The 21,348-nt window shown below is 64.6% G+C and carries 15 protein-coding genes; 10 read left to right on the top strand and 5 right to left on the bottom strand.

Annotated elements, in window-relative coordinates; all coding sequences use genetic code 11:
* Window positions 1-87: 87 nt before the first annotated feature.
* Both DFR29_RS21820 and DFR29_RS21825 read left to right on the top strand, forming a co-directional pair.
* Complete coding sequence (locus DFR29_RS21820) at window positions 88-927, top strand: oxidoreductase (RefSeq protein ID WP_133820764.1); 840 nt, start codon at window positions 88-90, stop codon at window positions 925-927.
* A 69-nt stretch (window positions 928-996) separates the two neighbouring features.
* On the top strand, window positions 997-1,635 hold the full coding sequence (locus DFR29_RS21825; protein ID WP_243746140.1) for a DUF2238 domain-containing protein: 639 nt from the start codon (window positions 997-999) through the stop codon (window positions 1,633-1,635).
* 91 nt (window positions 1,636-1,726) lie between these two features.
* On the opposite strand, the gene DFR29_RS21830 is transcribed toward DFR29_RS21825, so the two are convergent.
* Window positions 1,727-5,053, bottom strand: a complete 3,327-nt coding sequence (locus DFR29_RS21830; protein WP_133820765.1) for a fibronectin type III domain-containing protein — start codon at window positions 5,051-5,053, stop codon at window positions 1,727-1,729.
* Between the two features lie 769 nt (window positions 5,054-5,822).
* Between DFR29_RS21830 and DFR29_RS21835 the strand changes: the two genes are divergently transcribed.
* The 4 genes from DFR29_RS21835 to DFR29_RS21850 all read left to right on the top strand — a co-directional run bounded on the left by DFR29_RS21835 (window position 5,823) and on the right by DFR29_RS21850 (window position 12,085).
* Window positions 5,823-6,587 carry a hypothetical protein gene (locus tag DFR29_RS21835; protein WP_133820766.1) on the top strand — a complete coding sequence of 255 codons (765 nt, stop codon included), beginning with the start codon at window positions 5,823-5,825 and terminating at the stop codon, window positions 6,585-6,587.
* 2 nt (window positions 6,588-6,589) lie between these two features.
* Window positions 6,590-8,149 carry a collagen-like domain-containing protein gene (locus tag DFR29_RS30360; RefSeq protein ID WP_279571531.1) on the top strand — a complete coding sequence of 520 codons (1,560 nt, stop codon included), beginning with the start codon at window positions 6,590-6,592 and terminating at the stop codon, window positions 8,147-8,149.
* Between the two features lie 344 nt (window positions 8,150-8,493).
* A complete protein-coding gene (locus tag DFR29_RS21845) occupies window positions 8,494-10,788 on the top strand; it encodes a CocE/NonD family hydrolase (RefSeq protein WP_166654265.1) in 2,295 nt (764 codons plus the stop codon).
* Between the two features lie 103 nt (window positions 10,789-10,891).
* Window positions 10,892-12,085 (top strand): low temperature requirement protein A, encoded by a 1,194-nt coding sequence (locus DFR29_RS21850; protein ID WP_133820768.1) that lies wholly within the window; start codon window positions 10,892-10,894, stop codon window positions 12,083-12,085.
* Between the two features lie 500 nt (window positions 12,086-12,585).
* Here DFR29_RS21850 and DFR29_RS21855 read toward each other — a convergent pair whose 3' ends face one another.
* The 3 genes from DFR29_RS21855 to DFR29_RS21865 form a co-directional block, all read right to left on the bottom strand.
* Window positions 12,586-13,935: an alpha/beta hydrolase gene (locus tag DFR29_RS21855; protein ID WP_133820769.1), complete on the bottom strand. Its 1,350-nt coding sequence runs from the start codon at window positions 13,933-13,935 to the stop codon at window positions 12,586-12,588.
* Window positions 13,932-14,444: a PH domain-containing protein gene (locus DFR29_RS21860; protein WP_166654266.1), complete on the bottom strand. Its 513-nt coding sequence runs from the start codon at window positions 14,442-14,444 to the stop codon at window positions 13,932-13,934. Before DFR29_RS21860 ends, DFR29_RS21855 begins: the two co-directional genes overlap by 4 nt.
* An 882-nt stretch (window positions 14,445-15,326) precedes the next feature.
* Window positions 15,327-16,055 (bottom strand): leucine-rich repeat domain-containing protein, encoded by a 729-nt coding sequence (locus DFR29_RS21865; RefSeq protein ID WP_133820771.1) that lies wholly within the window; start codon window positions 16,053-16,055, stop codon window positions 15,327-15,329.
* Between the two features lie 547 nt (window positions 16,056-16,602).
* Between DFR29_RS21865 and DFR29_RS21870 the strand changes: the two genes are divergently transcribed.
* Window positions 16,603-17,595 carry a S41 family peptidase gene (locus DFR29_RS21870; RefSeq protein WP_166654267.1) on the top strand — a complete coding sequence of 331 codons (993 nt, stop codon included), beginning with the start codon at window positions 16,603-16,605 and terminating at the stop codon, window positions 17,593-17,595.
* Between the two features lie 369 nt (window positions 17,596-17,964).
* Here DFR29_RS21870 and DFR29_RS21875 read toward each other — a convergent pair whose 3' ends face one another.
* Window positions 17,965-18,243, bottom strand: coding sequence for a hypothetical protein (locus DFR29_RS21875; protein ID WP_133820773.1), 279 nt, complete (start codon window positions 18,241-18,243; stop codon window positions 17,965-17,967).
* Between the two features lie 1,335 nt (window positions 18,244-19,578).
* Here DFR29_RS21875 and DFR29_RS21880 point away from each other — a divergent pair.
* From DFR29_RS21880 to DFR29_RS21890, 3 genes are read left to right on the top strand one after another with little or no spacing between them, the layout of a single operon-like run.
* On the top strand, window positions 19,579-20,133 hold the full coding sequence (locus DFR29_RS21880; RefSeq protein WP_133820774.1) for an ABC-three component system protein: 555 nt from the start codon (window positions 19,579-19,581) through the stop codon (window positions 20,131-20,133).
* 41 nt (window positions 20,134-20,174) lie between these two features.
* Window positions 20,175-20,618, top strand: coding sequence for an ABC-three component system middle component 5 (locus DFR29_RS21885; RefSeq protein WP_208113679.1), 444 nt, complete (start codon window positions 20,175-20,177; stop codon window positions 20,616-20,618).
* Window positions 20,605-21,291 (top strand): ATP-binding protein, encoded by a 687-nt coding sequence (locus tag DFR29_RS21890; protein ID WP_133820776.1) that lies wholly within the window; start codon window positions 20,605-20,607, stop codon window positions 21,289-21,291. The genes DFR29_RS21885 and DFR29_RS21890 overlap by 14 nt, the downstream gene beginning before the upstream one ends.
* The last annotated feature ends 57 nt before the right edge of the window (window positions 21,292-21,348 follow it).

Raw genomic sequence — 21,348 nt, forward strand, 5'->3', positions numbered from 1 at the left:
ATCAGGCAATTCCCCCGCAGCTTCGATCTACCGCTACCGCCGCCGAAAACCGCATCGTGGCATCACTCCAACGCCACGAGGTTTCCCATGTCGAAGATCTGGTTCATCACCGGCAGCAGCCGCGGTATCGGTTATCAGGCGGCGCAGGCCGCCCTGGCCGCCGGCGACAGTGTCGTCGCCACCGGGCGCAATCTGGCTGCGCTGCAAAAGCAATTCGCCGGCATCGGCAGCGAGCGCCTGCTGCCGCTCGCGCTCGACGTCGCCGATCCCACGCAAGTGCAGGCTGCGGTCGATGCGGCACTCGCGCATTTCGGCCGCATCGATGTGCTGCTGAACAACGCAGGCTACGGCCAGCTCGGCCTGTTCGAGGAAATTTCCGCCGTCGCCGTGCAGCAGCAGTTCGCCACCAATGTGTTCGGCCTGTACAACGTCACGCGGGCGGTATTGCCGGCGATGCGGCACCAGCGCAGCGGACGCATCCTCAATATCAGTTCGGTCGGCGGTATCCGCGGCGTGGCCGGCGCCTCGCTGTACTGCGCTACCAAGTTCGCCGTCGAAGGCTTTTCCGAAGGGCTGGCCGACGAAGTGGCGCAGTTCGGCATCGCCGTGACCATCGTCGGGCCGGGCTATTTCCGCACCGATTTCCTCGACGCCAGTTCGATCCGCCACGGCGACGCGGCGATTGCCGACTACGCGGCCCTGTCGCAGCAGCTGCGCGAGTTCTTCGATGCGCGCAATCACCAGCAGGCGGGCGATCCGGCCGAGCTCGGCCGCGTGCTGGTGCAGCTGGCGCAGATGGATTCGCCGCCGCGGCGCTTTTCCGCCGGCTCGGATGCGGTCGCGGTGCTGCGCGACAAGATCGCGCACCTGAAGGCGGAACTGGACGCGTTCGAGCCGCTGTCGCGCGGTACCGATCTCGCTGTCTAGCGGCTCTATTGGCGCAGGCAGGCGGCGCCCGCGTAAGGTGGGCGCCTCTTTCCTGCGCGCGGGCTGCCTGTGAACACCTCGACTGTCGAACGCATTGCCACCTCGGTCAGCCGCAAGGAAGGCCTGTTCCTGCTCGCGGCGGTCGGCGCGGTGCTGGTCTGGTCGGGCATCGCACCGAACGACCGCCTGACCTGGCTGATGGAAATCGCCTGGGTGCTGCTGGCGATTCCGCTGCTGCTGGCAACACACCGGCGCTTTCCGCTGACGCGGCTGCTGTACTGGCTGATTGCCGTGCATTGCGTGATCCTGATCTACGGCGGCAAGTACACCTATGCACTCACGCCGTTGGGCGACCTGTGGCGCGACTGGTTCGACCTGACGCGCAACAATTACGACCGGCTCGGCCATTTCGCCCAGGGTTTCATTCCGGCCATCCTCGCGCGCGAGCTGCTGCTGCGCTGTACGCCGCTGCCGCGGGGCGGCTGGCTGTTCTACCTGGTCTGTGCGGCCTGCCTGAGTTTCAGCGCGTTCTTCGAATTCATCGAATGGTGGGCGGCGCTGCTGATGGGCGGTTCGGCCGATGCCTACCTGGCCACCCAGGGCGATATCTGGGATACGCAATGGGACATGTTCTGCGCGCTGTGCGGCGCGATCGTGGCGCAGCTGCTGCTGTCGAGGCTGCATGACCGCCAGCTCGGGCTGCGCTGAATGGGTCGCCCGACAAAGTAGTCCTGTACAGAATGACAAAAGGCCGCCCGAAGGCGGCCTTTTGCGTGGACATGTTGCGTAACGCGTTCGCTTACGGCGTGACGGCCTGGAAGCCGTTGGCGAAGATCACGTCGGTCGGTGCGCTGCGGCAGCTCTGCACGCGGATATCGTCCACGTACCAGCCGTGCGGCGTGAAGCCCTGCGAAGTATCGGTGGACAGGCGGAAGCGCAGGCGCACGGTCTGGCCGGCGTAGCTGTTCAGATCGACGATGGACTTCTTGTAGGCGCGCGTACCGCACCACACCTGCAGGCCGTTGGCCGCACCGGCCGCGGCGGCGCCGGTATACGGATCAGTCAGCAGCTGCGCGTTCGGCACCTGGGTCCAGCTGGAGCCGTCATTGGTGGAAATTTCCAGCAGGCCGCCGTCATAGCAGCCGCCGGACGTGCGCGGTTCCATGTTCAGGTCGCTCATGAAGCTCAGGCTCAGCGGCGTTTCGCCGGCCGGCAGCACGATGGGCGGCGAAATCAGGCGCTGATCCGACGCGGTGGTGATGTCGGCCGCCAGCCACGCCTTGGTCGGCGAGGACGGACGTGCCGAACTCACGGCCCAGGTCGAGCTGCCGCTGCTGCCGGTGGTGGCCCAGCCGCTCACGTCGCCTTCCACGTCGCTGCCGAAGACCGCATTGGCGCTCTGGGTTTCGTCGCAGTCGCCCGGGATCGGCGCGGTCTTGAAGGTGAATACCGTCGAGTTGCTGCCGGCGCCGCAGATATTGCTGGCCCGCACGCGCCAGTAATAGTTCTTCAGCGCGAGCAGGCCCGGCGGCGACCAGCTGGTGCCGGCGACACTGGCGTTGCTGGCGACGATGGTGGCGAACCCTGCATCGGTGGCGACTTCCACGGCATACGCGGTCACGCCGGGGATGGCAGTCCAGGTCAGCGAGACGGCCGGGTCGACCAGGGTGGCATTGTTGGCCGGCGTGTTCAGCGTCGGCGCGGCCGGTGCGGCAACGGCGATCGACAGGTTCACCGTGGCGCTATGGCCCGGGCTGGCGGTCGCCGTGCCGTTGATGGTGATGGGGCCGCTGCTGGCTGCGCTGGCGCCTGCGGTGTTCACCGTCAGCGTGACCGGGTTGCCCGGCACGACCGGGTTGGGGCTGAAGGCCAGCGTGGTGCCGGCCGGATTGCCGGTGCCTGCCAGGGTGACCGGATTGACGAAGCCCAGGTCGCTGACCGTGTCGATAGTGAACGTGGCATTGGCCGGCTTGCACACCGCCTGGGGCGAGTTGGTAGGGGTCAGGCGGAAGTCGGGCGCATCGCCGGTACAGGCCGGGCGCGTGCCGCAGGCAATGCCATGGGCGTTCATTGCGTCCCAGATGCGGCAGGCGTTCGGCGTGCCGTTGGCCAGGTTGCCGTCATCGTCGTCGGCGGGCAGGAAGACCGTATACCAGTTGGTCGCGGCACAGCCGTCGACCGAGGCGTTGATGTTGCAGGTGCCGCCGCTGGCGACGCGGTAGGCGCTCTTGGACGGAGTCAGGCTGGCGTACCAGATGCGGTCCATCTTGGCCCAGCCGCTGGCGCCGTGGCGGGCGATCAGGGCCTGGGTCAGATCCCAGTTGGCGCCGGAGGCGATATACGACTCGCAATGGCCTTCGTAGCCCATCGGGCCCTGGTAGGGAAAGATGCCCTGCTGCAGGTACGGACAGGCATAGCGATCGCAGTTGATGCCGGCGTCGTTGGCCAGGTTGGCCGGCGTGGCGATCTTGGCCGGGGCGGCGGACAGGCCGAAGTCGGCCACGTCGCGCACGCCGGTGCAATTGTCGCAATTGGCACAATTCGCGGCGGGGCGGAAATTCTGGCCGATGCAGGAATCGCGCGTTTCGAGGAAGGCAAAGGTGTCGCCGACCGCTTCGCCGCTGCCGTTCTCGCTGGCCGCGCCGCCGCTGTTGGTGTCCATGCCATGACCCCACTCGTGCAGGAACACCGCGGCAATTTCGCCGGTGTTGGAGCAGATCACGTTGGGATCGCTGGCGGAGGGGCCGGATTTGTAGAAGTTCAGCACGCCGCCGCCCCAGGAGGCATTGCAGGTGTTGTTGACGTTCATGTTCGCAGTCACCTTGCCCTGCAGCCAGGTGTTGGCCGGGAAGAAGGTGCGCGCTTTTTCATTGATGCGGCTCAGGTGATAGAAGCCCGAGCGCGAAGCGTGGGTGTTGCCGGCGCCGCCGATGCCCGGGGTAATGCAGTCGGTGCCGCCGCTGGTGCCGAAGGCCAGGTTGCCGTCGGTGGAATTGGCCAGCGAGATGGCACCGCAGTTGTCGGCCATCTTGAAGTACTTGCCGTCCAGCGTGGCGGTGGCCGCACCGCTGGAATAATCGTAGATGCCCAGCGTGTCGGTGACCTTGGCCGTGCCGTTGGTGACGGCGACGAAGGGAAACGGCACGACGACTTCGGTATCGGTATTGGTGGTCGGGTAGATGCCGCCGCTGACCGTGGCGTTGATGTTGACGGTCAGGTTGTTGGTCTTCAGCACGCGGTTGTCGTTGGCGTCGACGAGGATTTCCCAGGTCGCGTCATCGCCCTTGATGCGGAACACGTAGCGCCAGGCCAGCACATGCTGGTAGCCGCTGCCGCGCACGCCGCCGAAGCGTTCGCCGCGCACGTCGCCGGCGGAACCCGTCGGATAGATGCGCAGCTGGCCTGGTTCGATCATTTCCTCGATCTGCGCGTCGACCGGGAAATGCAGCAGTTCCCAGGCTTCCTGGAACGCGTCTTCGCGCGCGATCGCCGGCTCGGCGGAGATAGTCACCGCGGCCAGGCGCTCGGCGCCGAACTGCACGATATTGCCCTGCGCCACGCGCACGAAGGCGAAGGCGCCGTCGACGCGCACGCCCTTGTGGAACTGGCCGAACTCGATGAACCAGACCGGCTTGTCGCCGCCGGCCTGCACGCTGCGCTCGCTGTCGAGGGCGAGTTCCAGCCCGGCCGTGTCCAGCAGTTCCGGCACCGAGTCGATGAAGGAGCGCGCCTTGGCGGCGACGGTGCCGAGGTTGATGTCGCTTTCGTGGGCCAAGCCGAACTGCTGTGGCGTGAGTGAATTGCCGCGGCCCGGGATCAGCGCGATGCCGCTGCCCTGGACTAGGTTCGGCCGGTCGCTGCGCTCGTCCCAGCGCACTTCCCAGCTGCCGCCGTAGCGCTGCTGGAACGGCGCGATGCGCGCCTGCAGCATCACGTCGCGCTGGGCGTCCAGCTGCAGCGAGGGCAGTACGTCGAGCGCGGGGTCGTTGAAGGCGCGTGCCGGCAGTTTGGCGCTGGCGGAGGTGAAGCCGCCTTCGGCCGCGGGCTGGATGGCGTGGACCGTGGGCGCGCCCCATAGCAGGGTCAGAAGCCCGGCCAGAGCGGCGGTGCGGAAACGATGGTGCATCGGACAATTCCTCAGCTGAGGTGGCGACGAATAAACCGCGACGCCGCCTGCCGCGGCCACTGCGCACACAGGCGTACTTCCGTGTCGGCGGTTGCCCGCCAGCGGCGCATTGCCCGGAATGGCGCACCCGAAGCCGGATGAAGACGCAGGCAGCCGCGGCACTCGCCTCGCGCGCGAATGCAGTAGCGTTGCCGAGATTTCCCCCGCCGCAGGTGTTGCCGGCGCACCCCTGCGCCGTCTTCCGCCGGTGCTCCGTCCTTTGCCGCATGGAACACCGCCGCCGATTATGCCTATCGGGCGGCGGCTTGGAATCGGTATGCAAACCCGCGATTGTTCTGGGGCTTCCGGCCGATGCGCCGCTAGGCCGCAAGGCTGGTGCCTGGTTATTGCCGGAGGCGGTGCCCGGTTTGCGCGGCGGCGTTGTCGTGCAAAAGACAGAAAGATAAAGGTAGATAAATGCGCGGCAGGGGCGCGGTCGAAAATCGACGTGGCGATGGGCTAGCGGCAAACGATGCAGCGACCTATCACGCGCATCTGCAAACTTTTCCCTGGCTTGTACTGGTTACAGCACGGTCCCTACACTCCGGCCAGGCTTGGGCTCGGGGAAACCCTGGGCAGGCCGGAACCTGCTGTCGATTGAGCGCAGCCCCATGGTTTCACAGGGGCTGCCAGTTCCTTGCAACGCAAGGGCTTGGCGAGGTTGTGGGAGCAAGCAGCTGAGTACAGGTGCCGTGGGATCGGCACTTGTCGGACTTTCCAGGGGGGTTACATGAGTCTGATCGGCAAGCTCGCCCGCGCGGCGGCTGCAGTGGGGTTGTTTGTCTCGGCGGCCGTGGGAGCGGCCGGCATCGAGCTGCCGGCGGGGGCCGGCCTGCAGGTCAACGGCGGCCGTATCGACGCGGCCGGTGGCGATTTCGCGATCGGCGGCAATCTGGTGCTGGGCAGCGGGGAACTGCGCGGCATCGGCGCCTTGCGCATCGCGGCCGGCGGCAGCGCCGATTTCGGCAGTGGCCTCGCCACGCTGAGCGGCGACTGGGAAAACCGCGGCAGTTTCCTCGCCGGCAGCAGCCGGGTGGAGTTGCGCGACGGCGGTGCGGCATCCAGCCGCCTTCTTGGTACCAGCGAATTCGCCAGCCTGAGCCTGGTCACGCTGACCGGCAAGCGCTATCGCTTCGAGTCGGGCTTTACCCAGCGCGTGGCGGCCAGCCTGCAGATCCAGGGCAGCGGCCTGCCGCTGCAGGTCGACGTGACCACGCCCGGCAGCATTGCCTTTCTCAACCTGCTGGCGGGCGGTACGCAGGCCATCGCCAATGTCGGCGTGTCCGACGTGTATGCCAGCGGCCAGCACCTCGCTCCGACGCAGACCAACCAGGGCGGCAACGGCAATGCCACGGGCTGGTTCGGCGGCGGGCCGCCGCCGCGGCCGCAGGTGCCGATTCCGGCATTGGGCTGGCCGGCACTGCTCATGCTGGGTCTTGCCATTCTGTTTATCGCCTCGCGGGCTCGCGGGCGTCACGCCACGGTCAGGGGATAACAATGCGTCATTCTGTCTTTGTAAAGAAAGCCATATGTGCCGGCATCGCCCTGGCCTGCGGCAGTGTGGTACAGGCTGCCGACGTGAAAGTCGTGCCGCCGGCTGCCGGCGGCTTCAGCGTGCGCAACGCGGCCGATACCGCTGACCTGCTGCGCGTGGACGACGCGGGCCTGATCTATATCCCCAATTTCGCCGCGGCGGGTACGCAGAGCGCGGCGGTCTGCTTCAACGCGGCTTCCGGCGTGCTCGGGCCGTGTTCCGGCGGCAGTGGCGGCGGTGCTACCGGCGCCACGGGTGCGACCGGCCCTGCCGGTCCCATCGGCCCGACGGGGGCGACCGGCGTCACCGGTGCCGGCGTGACCGGCGCTACGGGCGCGACCGGCATTGCCGGCCCGACCGGCGTGACGGGGCCGCAAGGTATACAAGGCACCACCGGCCCGCAGGGCACGACGGGTGCGACCGGCGCCACGGGTCCGACCGGCTTCGGCGTGGGTCCGACCGGAGCCACCGGCGCGACCGGTGCCACGGGCATCCAGGGCGTTACCGGCCCCACCGGTGCGACCGGTGCCGGCGCTACCGGCGCCACGGGCGCCACCGGTCCTACCGGTACCCAGGGCGTTCAGGGCATCACCGGTCCCACCGGTCCCACCGGCGCCGACGGCGCGACCGGCGCGGGAGTTACCGGTGCAACCGGCAGCACCGGCGCGACGGGCGCTACGGGTCCGATCGGCCCGGCCGGTGTGACCGGCCCCACCGGTGCAACCGGTATCGGCGCCACGGGCGTCACGGGCAATACGGGTGCGACCGGCGCGACCGGTCCGACGGGACTCACCGGTCCCACCGGCGCCACGGGTTCAGGCGCGACGGGCGCCACGGGCGTGACCGGGGCAACCGGCCCGACCGGCCTCACTGGCCCTACCGGCGCGACGGGTTTCGGCGCCACCGGTCCAACCGGCACCACGGGGAACACCGGTTCCACGGGGCCGACCGGTCCTACCGGCGCGACGGGCGCGACCGGCCCCACTGGCGCAGGTGCGACCGGCGCGACAGGTGTCACCGGCGTGACAGGGCCGACCGGCCCGGCCGGCGCCGCGGCAGGGGCCAAGGTCGCCCTGCGCTTTAACGGTACGCTGAGCACGGCGCTGGCCAATCCGCTGTACCTGGTCGGCGTCGTCCCCGGCAACGGCGGCACGGCGGGTTTCATCACCACGCAGGGCTACATGGTCAACTACTCCCTGTCCGACGGCCGCGCGACGGGCTCGCTGACCGTGTCGTATTCGGGGCCGGGCTGCACGGGCAATGTCTATGTCAGCGCGGGCACCTTTTCGCGCGGCATGATCTACGGCTTCGGCCCGGCCAATACCCGCGTCTATGTGCCCAAGACGGCGACCACCGTGACCGATCCCAGCCGCCAGAGCCAGCTGACCAGCAACGGCACCTGTACCACCGCCACCGTCGCCCTTTCGCCGGGTCCGTATTGGGAGGCCTTGCCGATGAATACCGCGGCGACCGGTTACAGCGAATCCAGCGTAGGCCAGCTGACCTGGGAATACGTGCCGTAACGGTTCGATGTCATTGTGCGGCAAAGTTGGGTAGTGAAAAATTGACGCTATGCGGCGCCTGGAGCGGCGCCGCATAGCGCAGAGAGGGTAGATGCCTCGGCACTCGCGGTATGCGCGGCGTCACCGGCGCGGCTGGGGCAACCGGTGCGTCCGGTGGCGGCAAACACCGCGTACGTATCGGCAGCACGGTCAGCATGGTCCTGGCCCAGCCGCTGTATCCGATTGCCGTGAGTAGCTCGCTCGACGAGAGCTGGCTTGCACACCCCGTCCCTTCGTTTCCAGATCCGTGCGACGATCCGCAGCTATCCATAGGGAAGCCGCCCCCGCGGCCACTGGGAGCACGGATGTTTCGGTCCATCGCCGCGGTCATCGTCGTGTTCTGTCTCTCGCTGGTGCTGGCCCCGTGCCGCGCCGCCGAGCCCGATTACGAATTCCCCGCCGCTGCCGCTGAACAGCGCGATGGGCTGGAGCGGGCCATGCCGGTATTGGCCGAACGTGTCATCGCCGGCCACCGCGACGAAGACCGTCCGCGCTACCTCGCGACGCTGTTCCGATTGCAACTTGTCGCCGGCCGCTACGCCGACGCGCGCAGCTCGATCGAACAGTTGCGCGCGCTGTCGCCGCTGGGCGGGCCGGCGCAACAACGCGCGAATTCGGCGCAGTACGAGATCTACGCCCTGGCCCGGGAATACCAGGCGCGGGAGCACGCGGATTTCGAACCTGCCTTCGCCGCCAGTTTCCGCGCCGCGTTCGCGGCCATGGACGACCGCACCGCGGCACTGTCCGCCCGCGGCTTCGCCAGCGACCAGTTCGATCCGGCTGGCCAGCAGCGCGCACTGGACCAGGCCCTGGCGTCGCAGAAGGGCAAGCCGCGCATCGCCGCAAGCGAAGCGCTGGCGCTGCTGCGTACCTACCTGCTGGCACAGGTCTATCGCGACTTTGCCGCCGGTGCGGCACCGCTACTGGCCGAGGACGACGCGCGGCGCTATCTGATCGAGCGCGATATCCTCGTCGCCGGTGCCGACGGCGCGAAGATCTGCACCGCCGTCGTGCGCCCGCGCGGCGCGGCCACGGCGAAACTGCCGGCCCTGCTCAATTTCACCATCTACGCTGATCCAGGCACGCTGTTCGCCGAAGCGCGGCGCAGCGCATCCAACGGCTATGCCGCCGTCGCCGCGCTGACCCGCGGCAAGGGCTGCAGCCCGGATGCGCCGGTGCCCTTCGAATACGACGGCCGCGACGCGGCCGCGGTGATCGACTGGATCGCCGCGCAGCCCTGGAGCGACGGCCGTGTCGGCATGTTCGGCGGCAGCTACGAAGGCTTCACCCAGTGGGCTACGGCCCGGCAGCGGCCAAAGGCGCTCAAGGCGCTGATGCCCTCGGTCACCGTGGCGCCCGGCATCGACTACCCGAAGGAAGGCGGCATCTTTCTCGGCTTCCCGCATTACTGGCCGTTCTACGTCACCAATAACAAGACCCTGGACAAGGCGCCGCTGCAGGACAACGCGCGCTGGTATCGCATGTACCGTCAGTGGTACGTCGAAGGCGGCGCCTTCCGCGACCGCGACCGGCTCGACGGCACGCCCAATCCGATCTACCGGCGCTGGCTCGACCATCCCGCTTACGACGGCTATTGGCAGGGCATGATCCCCTACCGCAACGCGTTCGCCGCCATCGACATTCCGGTGCTGACGACGACCGGCTATTTCGACGGTGGCCAGGTCGGTGCCTTGCACTACCTGCGCGAGCACTACCGGCAGCGGCCGCGGGCCGAGCATTACCTGCTGATCGGCCCCTACAACCATGTCACCGGGCAGCGCGGCACCGTGGCCTTCGGCAATAACGTGAACGGCTACACCATCGATCCGGTCGCGCGGATCGACATCGGCCAGCTGCGCTACCAATGGTTCGACTACGTGTTCAAGGGCGCGCCCAAACCGGCGCTGCTGCGCGACCGCATCAACTACGAAGTGATGGGCGCGGACCAGTGGAAGCACGCGCCGTCGCTGGCGGCGATGGGCGAGCAGCGCCTGCGCCTGTATTTCGGCGCCGCGCGCGACGACGCGACCCATCGCCTGCAGCGCGAGCGGCCGGCGCGCAAGCGTACATTCGAACACGTGGTCGACCTGGCCGACCGCAGCGACATCGACCGTGCCGTCGTGGGCGGCGCTGTGCTCGACAAGGCGATCGACACGGCCGACCGCGTGGTGCTGGTCAGCGAGCCGTTCGAGACGGCGGTCGAGTTCAGCGGCCTGTTCTCCGGCCGTCTCGACCTGCGCATCAACAAGCGCGATATGGATGTGTATATCGACCTGTACGAACTGACGCCGCAGGGCGACTACTTCCAGCTGTCGCGCTACCAGTCGCGCCTGAGCTACGAAGGACACCCGGAACAGCGGCGCCTGCTCAAGCCCGGGCGGCAGGAACGCTTCGACTTCCGCGCGCAGCGCCTGACCAGCCGCCAGTTCCAGGCCGGCAGCCGCCTGGTCGCGCTGATCGGCCCGGGCAAGGAAGCGTCGAACCAGATCAACTACGGCAGCGGCAAGGACGTCAGCGACGAAACCGTGAAAGACGCGGGCGAACCGCTGCGCATCGAATGGTCGGGGCAAAGTTATCTGGAGATTCCGCTGGCGCGTTGAACCGCACAGGGCGTCGCGTCGTTGGCAGTCTGCGCCGCGGCACTCCTCGTTCGCCCGGCCGCCGACGCGCTAGCATGCGGCCATTCCAGCGCCGGAGTCCGTCATGCCCCAACCCCGCCAGCTATTGCGCGAACGCGGCCACGAACACGGCAAGGTCACCTCGGTCGAACTGTTCTTCGACCTGGTGTTCGTCTTCGCCGTCACCCAGCTGTCGCATACCTTGCTGGAACACTTCACCGTACTGGGCGCGTTCAAGACCCTGCTGCTCACGCTGGGCGTGTGGTGGGTGTGGATCTACACCTCCTGGGTGACCAACTGGCTGGACCCGGAAAAAATCCCCACGCGCCTTCTGCTGCTGGTACTGATGCTGGCCGGGCTGATTCTTTCCGCCTCCATTCCCGAGGCCTGGGAACAACGCGCTAAGAGCTTCGCCTGCGCCTACGTCTTCATGCAGGTCGGCCGCAGTGCGTATTTCCTCTGGGCGGTGGCCGGCAACGCGCTGATGGTGGCGAATTTCCAGCGCATCCTTACCTGGCTGAGTGTTTCTGCCCTGTTCTGGCTGGCCGGCGCCTGGCTGGAAGACTGGCGCTTGCCGCTGTGGGGCGCCGCCCTCGCCATCGAATTCGTCTCGCCCTCGCTGGGCTTCTTCGTGCCCGGCCTGGGCCGCAGCAGCACGCGCGACTGGGAGGTGGAAGGCCATCACCTGTCCGAACGCTGCGGCCTGTTCGTCATCATCGCCCTGGGCGAATCCATCCTCGTCACCGGCGCCACCTTCGCCAAGCACGAATGGGACATGGCCGGCATCGCCGCCTTCCTGGTGGCCTTCATCGGCAGCCTGGCCATGTGGTGGATCTACTTCGACACCGCCGCCGACAGCGGCAGCGAACGCATCGCCAGATCCGACGACCCCGGCCGCCTGGCCCGCGTCACCTATACCTACATCCACCTCGCCATCGTCGCCGGCATCATCCTCTCTGCCGTCGGCGACGAATTCCTGCTGGCCCATCCGCTGGGCCACAGCGCCATCGAAACCGTGGTCGCCGTCTGCGGCGGCGCGGCGATCTACCTGGTCGGCAACAGCCTGTTCAAATTGAGCATTTCGGGAAGATTTCCTTATTCCCATCTGGCCGGTTTCGTCGCGCTGGCGATAGTGGCCGCGTGCTCGAATCTGCTGCCGCCGCTGGCGCTCGCGGCATTGACTACAGCGATACTGCTCGGCGTGGCGGCGTGGGATGCGCGCAGGAACCGGGGCTGGGAGCCGTTGAATGTGGAGGGCCCGGCTGCGGAGACGCATTGAGGTTGGTTGCGGCCCGCGGTGCTGCTTTTTCCTTCGATGGGCCTGGCTGCTGAGAGGTTGCACCCTCAAACGGCATATCTACCCAGTACCGCCGGCAGTCGCCCACGCGGGCGCGGCCGTCTGGCGGGACTGTGCTGCCAGCGGCCAGCGGCTGGTGTGACCGCGCAGCGCGAGGGCTTCATCGGTGCTGACGGACGGCCCGCCGGGGTAACACGTGAGTTCAGGCCGGCCGCTGCCGCCCTCGGAGGTGTAGGAGGCCTGGGAGCCGCCGACCTGGGCTGTCCCCGCGTGGGTGGCCAACCGGTTGAAGCGTTAGAAGTCCGACCCGTGGGCCAAACTCGATGACCCCGGCGAACGCTTCCGGCGCTCGCCGCCGACTGAGACCCACGAAGCCAAGGTGCTTGATCCGTTCGGTCAAAGACGAAAGTGGTGGTCCGTTTGGCCATCCCAGAATTTTGTTTTCATCGGTGCATCTCGGCTTCGCTTTGCCCGGTGGAACGTCAGGGTGAAGTGGGCTTGACCCTACTTATCCACTGCGCGACCCGCAGGACAACCTCGGGCTCGACGTGGCCGGCTTCGAGCAGCCTCGCCGGCTCGGGCGGGTCGCTCATGGGCATGAAGGTGTGGCCCAGCGTCGGATAAACGTGGACCGCTAATTCAGTGCGCCCCGAGAAACCCTGGACCCACCGGTCCCTTGCCGGCTCCGCGGGCACTTGGTAGTCCCGCCCCGCCCACAAGGCCAGCACCGGAACACCGAGCGATCGGGCCACGGCGACCGGGTCGTAGCCAGCCAGGTCCTGCCAATACGCCGCCGGAATGCCGAACGGCAATCGTCCCTCCACAGCCTTCCCATGCCGCAGGTCGTCGAGACGCCGCGCCTCCGCGTCGGCCTTGGCAAGTTCCGCGAGCTCGCTATCGTCGACCTGGCCATCCCGCTCGGCAAGAAAACGCAGTTGCCGGCGGTAGGCCTCTTCCAAGGGCTCAACGCTGGCGGCGAGCAGAACGAGACCTGCCACGCCGTGTGCCCGAGTGGCCACCCGGGGAGCCAAGGTGCCGCCCCAGCTGTGGCCCAGCACAAAGACGCGTTTTTTATCTACGCCGGGAAGCGAGGCCAGCTGGTGCAGGGCCGCTGCGGCGTCGTCGATGACTTCGTCGTTTACCGTGGCGATGGCTCGATCCGGATGAGCCAACGTCCGCTTGTCGTAAGTCAGGACCACGATGCCCTGCTTGGCCAGCCCTTCGGCGAGGTCCCGCAACGGCTTGGTCGCACCGAGGGTGCTATTGCGGTCCTGGGGACCGGAGCCCGCCAACAGCAGAACAGCTGGCGCCGCTGCGGACGCCGTGCGCGGGCGGTATAGGGTCGCCCCCAGTTGGACGCCTTCTGCGCCGACGGTGAGCGCTTCCGTCGAGAACGCTCCCGACTCCAACGCCACCGGAGGTGACTGGGCTGCAGGACGGGGCACCAGGTGGAACCCGGCCACCGCCCCCGCTGCATCGCACGCCACCACGGCGTTCAACGCCGCGTGGGCGAAGCGCAGAGGGATCACGGCCAGATGGGGAGCTGTCTCGTTGCCTCGGGCCGCCACCGCAGTGTCCCCGCCTTCGTAGGCACCCGACTTCGCTACCGTCGCGACCCACACCGCCGCCAACGTTTCCGGTGGCAGAGCGGCCCTCATCGTGGCGTCGAAATCAACCGTGGCCTTGGAGGCGTCGCCCGCGGCCAGGGCCGCCACCAGGGCGTTGCCCTTGGCGATGCAGGCTGATGCTGCGTCGTCCGCCATAATGGTTCCTCCGGACCAGCCCATCCCGACGGCCAGGATTACCGACCCGACCCTGCCGGACCGCTTCATCGCGGCGTTCCCAACGCCGCCACGAAGGCGGCTTGGTCGACCGGGCTCACGACCAGGTCGAACGCACCGGACGTGGGCACCAGCAGTGCGGTGCCGCTGCCCGCGGTCGCAAATACTTTTTTGCCGTGCCCCGGCCGGAACCAACCCAGGACAAAGCCCGGCATGCCGACCCCGTTCGTGCGCGTGCCGAGCACACGGGGCAACTCCACCGGCGACAGTGGGCGGATCGCGCCCAGGTCCACGGACGCCAAAGAGACGGACTCCCGGTACAGCCCGCCGCCAACGGTGAGGCGGCCGCCTTCAACACGGACGCGCACGACGCTGAGCTGAACCAACAGGGCCAGCGCCAGGGGCACGGTGATGACCAGGACAAACCACGCGAAAAAGTAATGCCGGCTGTGGGTGGCCCACAGCGCGGCATAGGTCAGCAGGACCGGAAACGCGACAACGAAGCCCAACAGGAACGCCAACGGCTTCCAGCCGACTGCGCCCACGGAAAAGTCCTGCATCGTCCACATCTCCGCGTCAGGCGGCCACGGGCAGGCCTAAGGCCTTGTAAGAGTAGTTCGAGACGGCGTCAATGACTTCCGGGAGGCGGCTCTTCTCCACTTGCAACACTCTCGCAGAGCCTCGATCAGCGTTTCCCGCGTGTGCGGGGATGAGCCGCTCGTCTCCAGAGTTCGCGCCACTTCCCTTTTGTGTTTCCCGCGTGTGCGGGGGATAGGCCAACCGGCCTGGGTCAGCAGCTTGTTCGTGAACAATGTTTCCCGAGTGTGCGGGGACGAGCAGCCCTGGTGGCCGACCGGCTGATGCATGGGCGTTGTGTTTCCCGCGTAGGCGGGAATGGGCCGACTGAACCGACGCAGGTCCGGCCTGAAGCGAAGCAGTTCCAGACTGGAACGACGCAGTTCCGGACTGAAGCGAAGCAGTTGCGGACTGGACCGGCCCAGGTCCGATCTGAAGCGATGCAGCTCCGAAGTGGACCGGCGCAGGTTCAACCTGAAGCAAAGCAGTTCCGGACTGGACCGGCGCACATCGGAACTGAAGCGACCCAGTTCCGGACTGAAACGAAGCAGTTCGGGACTGGAGCGAAGCAGTTCGGGACTGAAACGAAGCAGTTCGGGACTGGAGCGAAGCAGTTCGGGACTGGAGCGAAGCAGTTCGGGACTGAAGCGAAGCAGTTCCGAACTGCATCGCTTCAGGTGGGAGCGGGTCCGAGACAGGTCTCGAGCGGAACGCGGTAGCCGCCGGGATCTTATGGAAGTTAACCTGACCCCGTTTTCGCACTCAGCGGACGGTCGGCGGGACCTGGCTGAGGGCGGGGCTGTCTGAATTTTTGTGTTCGAGGTTCTGTTGTTTAGAAGTCTGCCGAAGCTGGCAGACAGTGGTGCTCAAGCGGCTTCGACCAGCCTCGCAAATTCGGCCTCCAGCTTCGCCAGTTTTGCGCTGTCGCAGCTGCTGCACACGAATGGTGCCCGGCGCCCGGTGACGAGGCGCAAATACCCTCCGCAGTTTTTGCACGTCAGCACCGATGCCCGGTGCGCTTCAATGGGCTCGTCAAGCTGGTGGTTCAGACGCTTTGCCAAGTATGCATACTGGCTTTTCTCGAACTGGTCGGAAAGCTGGAGCTGCCGAAGCTGGCGACAGTCGCCCAGTGCTTCGATGGAATTGTCTGTCAGTTTGGCGTTGTAGAGGGAAAAGGTATTGAGCGACGGCAGCTTTGCTACGGGTGCGATGCTTGCCAGCTTCAGTGGCGGAGTGAGGCTTCCCTCATTGCCGGCCAGGCGAAGTCTGGTCAAGCCGACGAGCTGCTCAATGCCATCGAATTGCTGCAGCTTGGGGAAATCGGAAATCGTCAGAGACGTGAGCTCGGCCATTTTGAAGACGGGCTCGATGCTGGTTATCTTCGTCGCCCAGGTCATCGACAGCGAGCGTACTTCGGTCAGCAGGTGGAGACTGGGTAACGTGGGTGCCGTTATGTGGTAGAGACTGAGGCGTATCACTTGGCGCGCACTCAGGAGTGTTTCCCAATGACGTTCGCTGATATTGCGGACACTGATCTCCTCTGCGCTGAGAAGCGACGTAGTATCAGGGTGTCCGTCTATTGGCAGTAAAGTCATTGAGGGATGCCTAAAAATCATCGTGCCAGGTACAACTCAGGGCTGGAGCGGTTATTTTACAGCCAGGAAAATCGGGATCTTATGGAAGTTAACCTGACCCCGTTTTCTCACGCGCAGCGCCGCCAGTTGACCACCCGCGATCGCCTGCGCGCCCGTGGCGTCGATGCGCGCCGAAAACCCCGGGCTCGACAACTCGATGCCGCTTCACGTCAACGTACCCACCACGCCATTGCACAGCGACAGAGCGCTGATCCACGCCACCTTGCCCGACTGTGCATAGATCGGCGCCCCGTCCTTCGCCGCCTACGTACAGCGCACCACCCCCGCCGCCCCCAGCGTCTGCGAACTCAACGTCGCCCCCTGCGCCGTCCCGGCAGAGTGGCGCCGTCTTGACAGAAAATGGATGTCCTTGTTCGTGCCACCGCAGATCGAACTTGATTGCTGAATCCGCCAGACCCATGTCGGCTGCGCGCCGCTGCCTGCTCACGCGGCGCAGCTTCCCATCAACAACTCGTGGCCGCCAATGAGAACGGACTCCAGACTCCCGATGAAATCGTGCCTGCAGGCATTGTTGCTTGCCTTTGGCATGGCACTGAGCTTTTTCACGTTCGCCGGCTCCCTTGCCGGCCCTGCCACGCCGAACAGCGGCGCGATCGATGCGAAGCTGGTACGCGCTTCAGTGATCAGCACCGTCGAGCTGCTGAACGAGATATACGTCTATCCGGAAACGGCGCGCACGGCCGGGGTGGAGATGCTTCGGCGCCTCGAAGCGGGTGCGTACAACACGATTGCGAGCAAGCAGGAATTCGCCGACCGGATCAGCGCTGAGCTGGTTGAGCTCACCGGGGACGGACACATGGGCGTGATGGTCGCGGAAGGCGACGAGCCGCCGACCCACGTGCTGCAAGAAACCGTTGACCGCTTCCGGCTGAACTATGGATTCCAGAAGGTGGAGGTTCTGGACGGCAACATCGGCTATCTGAAATTGAACAAATTCCACCCGGACGACGAAGCACAACCGATTGCAGACCATGCCCTCGCATTCCTCGGCGGCACCGATGCATTGATCATCGACCTGACCGAGTGCAAGGGCGGCTCGCCCGATCTGGTGCGCCATGTGTTGAGCTACTTCTTCGCCGATGGCACGTCGCTGTGGAGCATCGTCGACCGCGACGGCAAGACCGTTTACGAGGCCGTTGCAAAAGCCGGTGTCGGTTCCGGCCGCTTCAAACGCGACTTCCCGCTGTTCGTACTGACCGGGCCGGACACCGCCAGCGCCGCTGAACTGTTCGCCCACACCTTGCAGAGTTATGGAAAGGCAAAGACGGTCGGACAACGAACTGCCGGCATCGCCCATCTGGTGGGGGCGAAGGCCATCAACGAGCACTTCGTCGGCCGGTTTTCCACCTACCGCAACACCAATCCCGTCACCCACACAGACTGGGAAGGCAAGGGCGTAACGCCCGACCACCCCGCGGCGCTGGGGGATAGCCTCACCATGGCGATCCGGATGGCTGCCGAGTCGAAAGGGAGAAAGTGACGGCGACGCTGACCCAGAAGCGACAGTCGCTCCCGGCCTCCGGAGTCATCAATTCGGACCTTCAATCGGCCCCGCCGTTGCCGGGGTACGCCATTCGTTCGGCCTGCAGAATCAACGAGCCCGTCTGAATTCTTGTGTCCGACGTGCTGTTGCCAGGCCCCTCGATGCCGGCAGGGTAGCGTCCTCCCAACGGGAAATGGACGTCCTCGTTCGCAGCCGATCCATGCAGCCAAACCCGGGGCTGTCTGAACTTCTGTGCTCAGGGCGCGGTTACGAAAAGAAGCGTCGAACGCTCCCGAGCATAGCCGTTCAATCAGCTACCTGCCGTCAGGCGCCGGAGCGGCGCGATGCCGCCCCGGCCACGGTCACTCAAGCACCGGTACGGAAACTGGCTTCCAGCAGCCCGCGCACATCCCGCGACAAGATCGCCACACATTCAAGAATGCCCTGGTGCGAACGCGCATCCGGCGACTCGATACCCGAGTAGGTCATCGTTTCGCTGAGCTGCGCGATGGCCGAAAGCCGCGCCACCATCTCGTCACGCAGCGCCTGGCGCTGCGCCGGCGTATCGGTCGCAAACACGAACAACACCGGGTCTGCCCCGTCGACAAAGCGTTCGATGGGGTGAAACGAGCCGTAGTCCGTCATGGCGTAGCCCTCCGCTGACGAAAACCCGCGGCGGGCGCGGCGAAAGGCATAGCGCGTTGGCTAGCGAGGGGAGAACAAGCGTACCGGTCTTCCATGGACAACTCCTTGATAGGGAGTCGCCACCCGAGACGGATGCGAAAAGGGTGGCGAACGGTGTGCGGGTTAGCAGACCGGTCACAGGGGCCGGCGAGCCTTGCGGCTCCCCGCACACCGCCGCCAGAAATCGGCCGACCACGCCGCGGGAATTCCGGGCATGAAAAAGCGCCGGCTTTCGGTGCGGCGCTGTGTGCGCCTGTGAGAGCGGGCTGCTAAACCCGGTTGCCGAATTGGCGGCAACGGGCACATTGTTTATTCGGGAATAGGCTGCGTCAAGAGTACGGATATGCCCCCTCAGTTCTGATCGAGCACATTCCTTGCAAGCCGCTGAGAGGTCTCGGCCTGCGGTGACAGGCTAGGAAAGCTTCTGGAGCGGATGTGGCGTGGCTTCTTTCTTCAGTTCGTTTCAGGGGGGGGCCACGCTCCGATTCCTGGGCAGATGGCAATCGGCACCGAGATGGTTTGGATAGAAAACGGGGATGCGGCTTGGATAGGCGCCAATCAATGGGGCTGACCAGCGTGGTCACTGCCGCCGAGATGAAGCCGACGCAGATGCTGGCTACTTGCGCTGATCGGAACAGCAGCAACAATGCCGCTAGCAACGGCAACAAGGGAGGAGCGGTACGCAGCGGCGACTGATCGGCGGCTACTTCTCATCGCACGAAAGAGGGGTGGGCGGGGGCAGGCGTCGGCATACCCTGTCAAGGCGAGGAATCTAACGTAGGGAGATCTGACTCGACCGGTCAGGTAGACGAAATATCTGCCTAGTCACAATATACTTGTTTCAAAGGTAGCGCGGCCAATCGTTGCCGGATTCAGTGCGACTTTCGAAAGTAGTGTTGCCACCTTTGCAATCCGTAGCAGCAGCGTGCGCAAGAGATCACGAAGCGCTCGGCAGGAGTTTTGCATGTGAGATTCCGAAATCGATCGACACCGCAATGGTTGCTTGGCTGATGAATGAGAGGGGTTTCATACTGGCGCCGAGTGGCGGTTTCGCGTGCGATCAGTTGCGAAAACATCGACCGAGCCGATCGCAGGTTCAATCTGTACCGGGGAGAATACAGTGGAGTATTTCAGCGAGATTATGTCCTTTCTGGCGGGTCTGGTTTCGGGGTATGCCATCAAAGTGATCGTTAATTGGCGAAATGAAAAGCGGTCAAACGTGGTTACTCAGCATTCGATTAAGGCAGGCGGTGACGTCGTAGGTGGCGATCTCCACAAAACTGACCGCACAAAGTAATGAGCGTCAAGCAAAGTCACATTGTTGCGGGCGGTGATGTGGTTGCGGGCAGCAAAACTGTGATCAGCTACGCTGCTTGTCCGCTTCGGCCGCAGATGCAGAAGCTTAATCAGCAACTCAGTGAAAACGGAAAGGGAGAGCTATCTAATGGCTACCTTATACCGGAGCTGCATCACTATCTAAGTGCAGCGAGCGTTGATGTGCGAGGTCTGGAGGAAAAGCTGGCGGCCGCCGGGCGGTCCGATCTGCTTACTTTTGCCATGGTATGTAAGGAAAAAGCGGCAAAACTCATTATGGTCCACCAGATGTCTCTTACGGCTCAGAAAATACTGACGATTGTATTAAGCGATATATACGTAAAGTTTTTCCATGTTGTTTGGCCTGCAATTCTGGAAGACGCGACGCGAACAGAGGTGGATATGAAAATCTCTGCAATCTTAGATGAATGTGTCGCAAGTCTGGATCAAAACGCCATGGAGTTAACTATGGCCGATGTTGCTGGCCTATTGTATTTCCTTGGAGGAAACTGCCACATTCGCTGGGACAAATGCTGATCTATCATCCAGCTCAGGACGCATATCACTGCGTTTTTCGCATGACTGCGATCGTTGAGCGAATCGCGCTTCTAGAGTTTGATAAAGCTCGTTTGATCGATTTCTACTTGGTATTTCCCGCATCGCTGCAATCAATTCGGTTTACAAGAGGGTTGAGTAAGTTTCGGCGATATGCGAAGGATCGATCAAATATCTATAGAGACCCTAGCAATCCGTTGGAAGCTTTCAGAGCTCTGAGACCTATGCAAGAAGCTGCGGTTAGGTGCTTGGCCTCTGCAGGAATTATCGACTCTGCCCTGCTTGGCAAAGGGCTAATTAGTAGGCGTGCTGCGACTAGTGTGTGGCCGAAGCTGGCGGCGTCGATTGCTGCATTCACTGAAGATCTTGGCCCGCTATCGGAGGCAATCATTGGCTTGGGCGAACTGCAGCTTGCTGAGCTGAAGGAGCGCTCCGGACTTATGGAGCATCGTTATGGCCATCTTTGAGCCAACGCTACGTGTAGCGAGGCTTGTGGTCTTGCAAGGGCAGCGAGTCGTGTTCGATGAGAAGTTCCTTCCCGGAGTTAACATCATCAGGGGCGAGAATAGCTCTGGTAAGACATCAATAATGGATTTTATTGCTTTTGTTCTAGGCGCCGAGAGCATTCGATGGAAGCCAGAGGCTTTAAGGTGCTCTCAGGTTTTGGCAGAAGTCTCACTAAATGGCAAAGTTGCGTGTTTTCGGCGCGAAGTGGCGGACGCCCATAGCATACCAACGTATGTCTACTGGGGCGCGTTGGAGTCGGCGTTGGTGGCCGCAGTTCATCAGTGGGAGTCATTTCCTTTCAGGCGCTCAGAAAAGTTGCTTAGCTCTTCTCAAGTAGCATTTAACGCCTTGAACATTCCTCAGGCTCAGGGCGATGGCGCATCCAATTTAACTATGCATCAGATTTTGCGAGTTCTGTATGCGGATCAGCCTTCTGTCCACAGTCCGATATTTCGTCTGGATCGCTTTGACAACGCAATAATACGTGCCACGGTAGGGTGGTATTTGACCGGTATCTATGACGATAACCTGCTCGAGGCCCAGCTACGCATGCGTGAGCTCGGAAAGGAACTCGAGAAACTTGGTTCGGAGCTGGTGAACCGCCCCGAGATTCCCGGAGACTCCGGATTGTGAGTCACGCCGTCATGGCGGACTCGCGGATTGCTGCGTAGTAGCGTGCCTCGGCTTCTG

This window comes from Tahibacter aquaticus (genome assembly GCF_004363655.1).
GTDB lineage: Bacteria > Pseudomonadota > Gammaproteobacteria > Xanthomonadales > Rhodanobacteraceae > Tahibacter > Tahibacter aquaticus.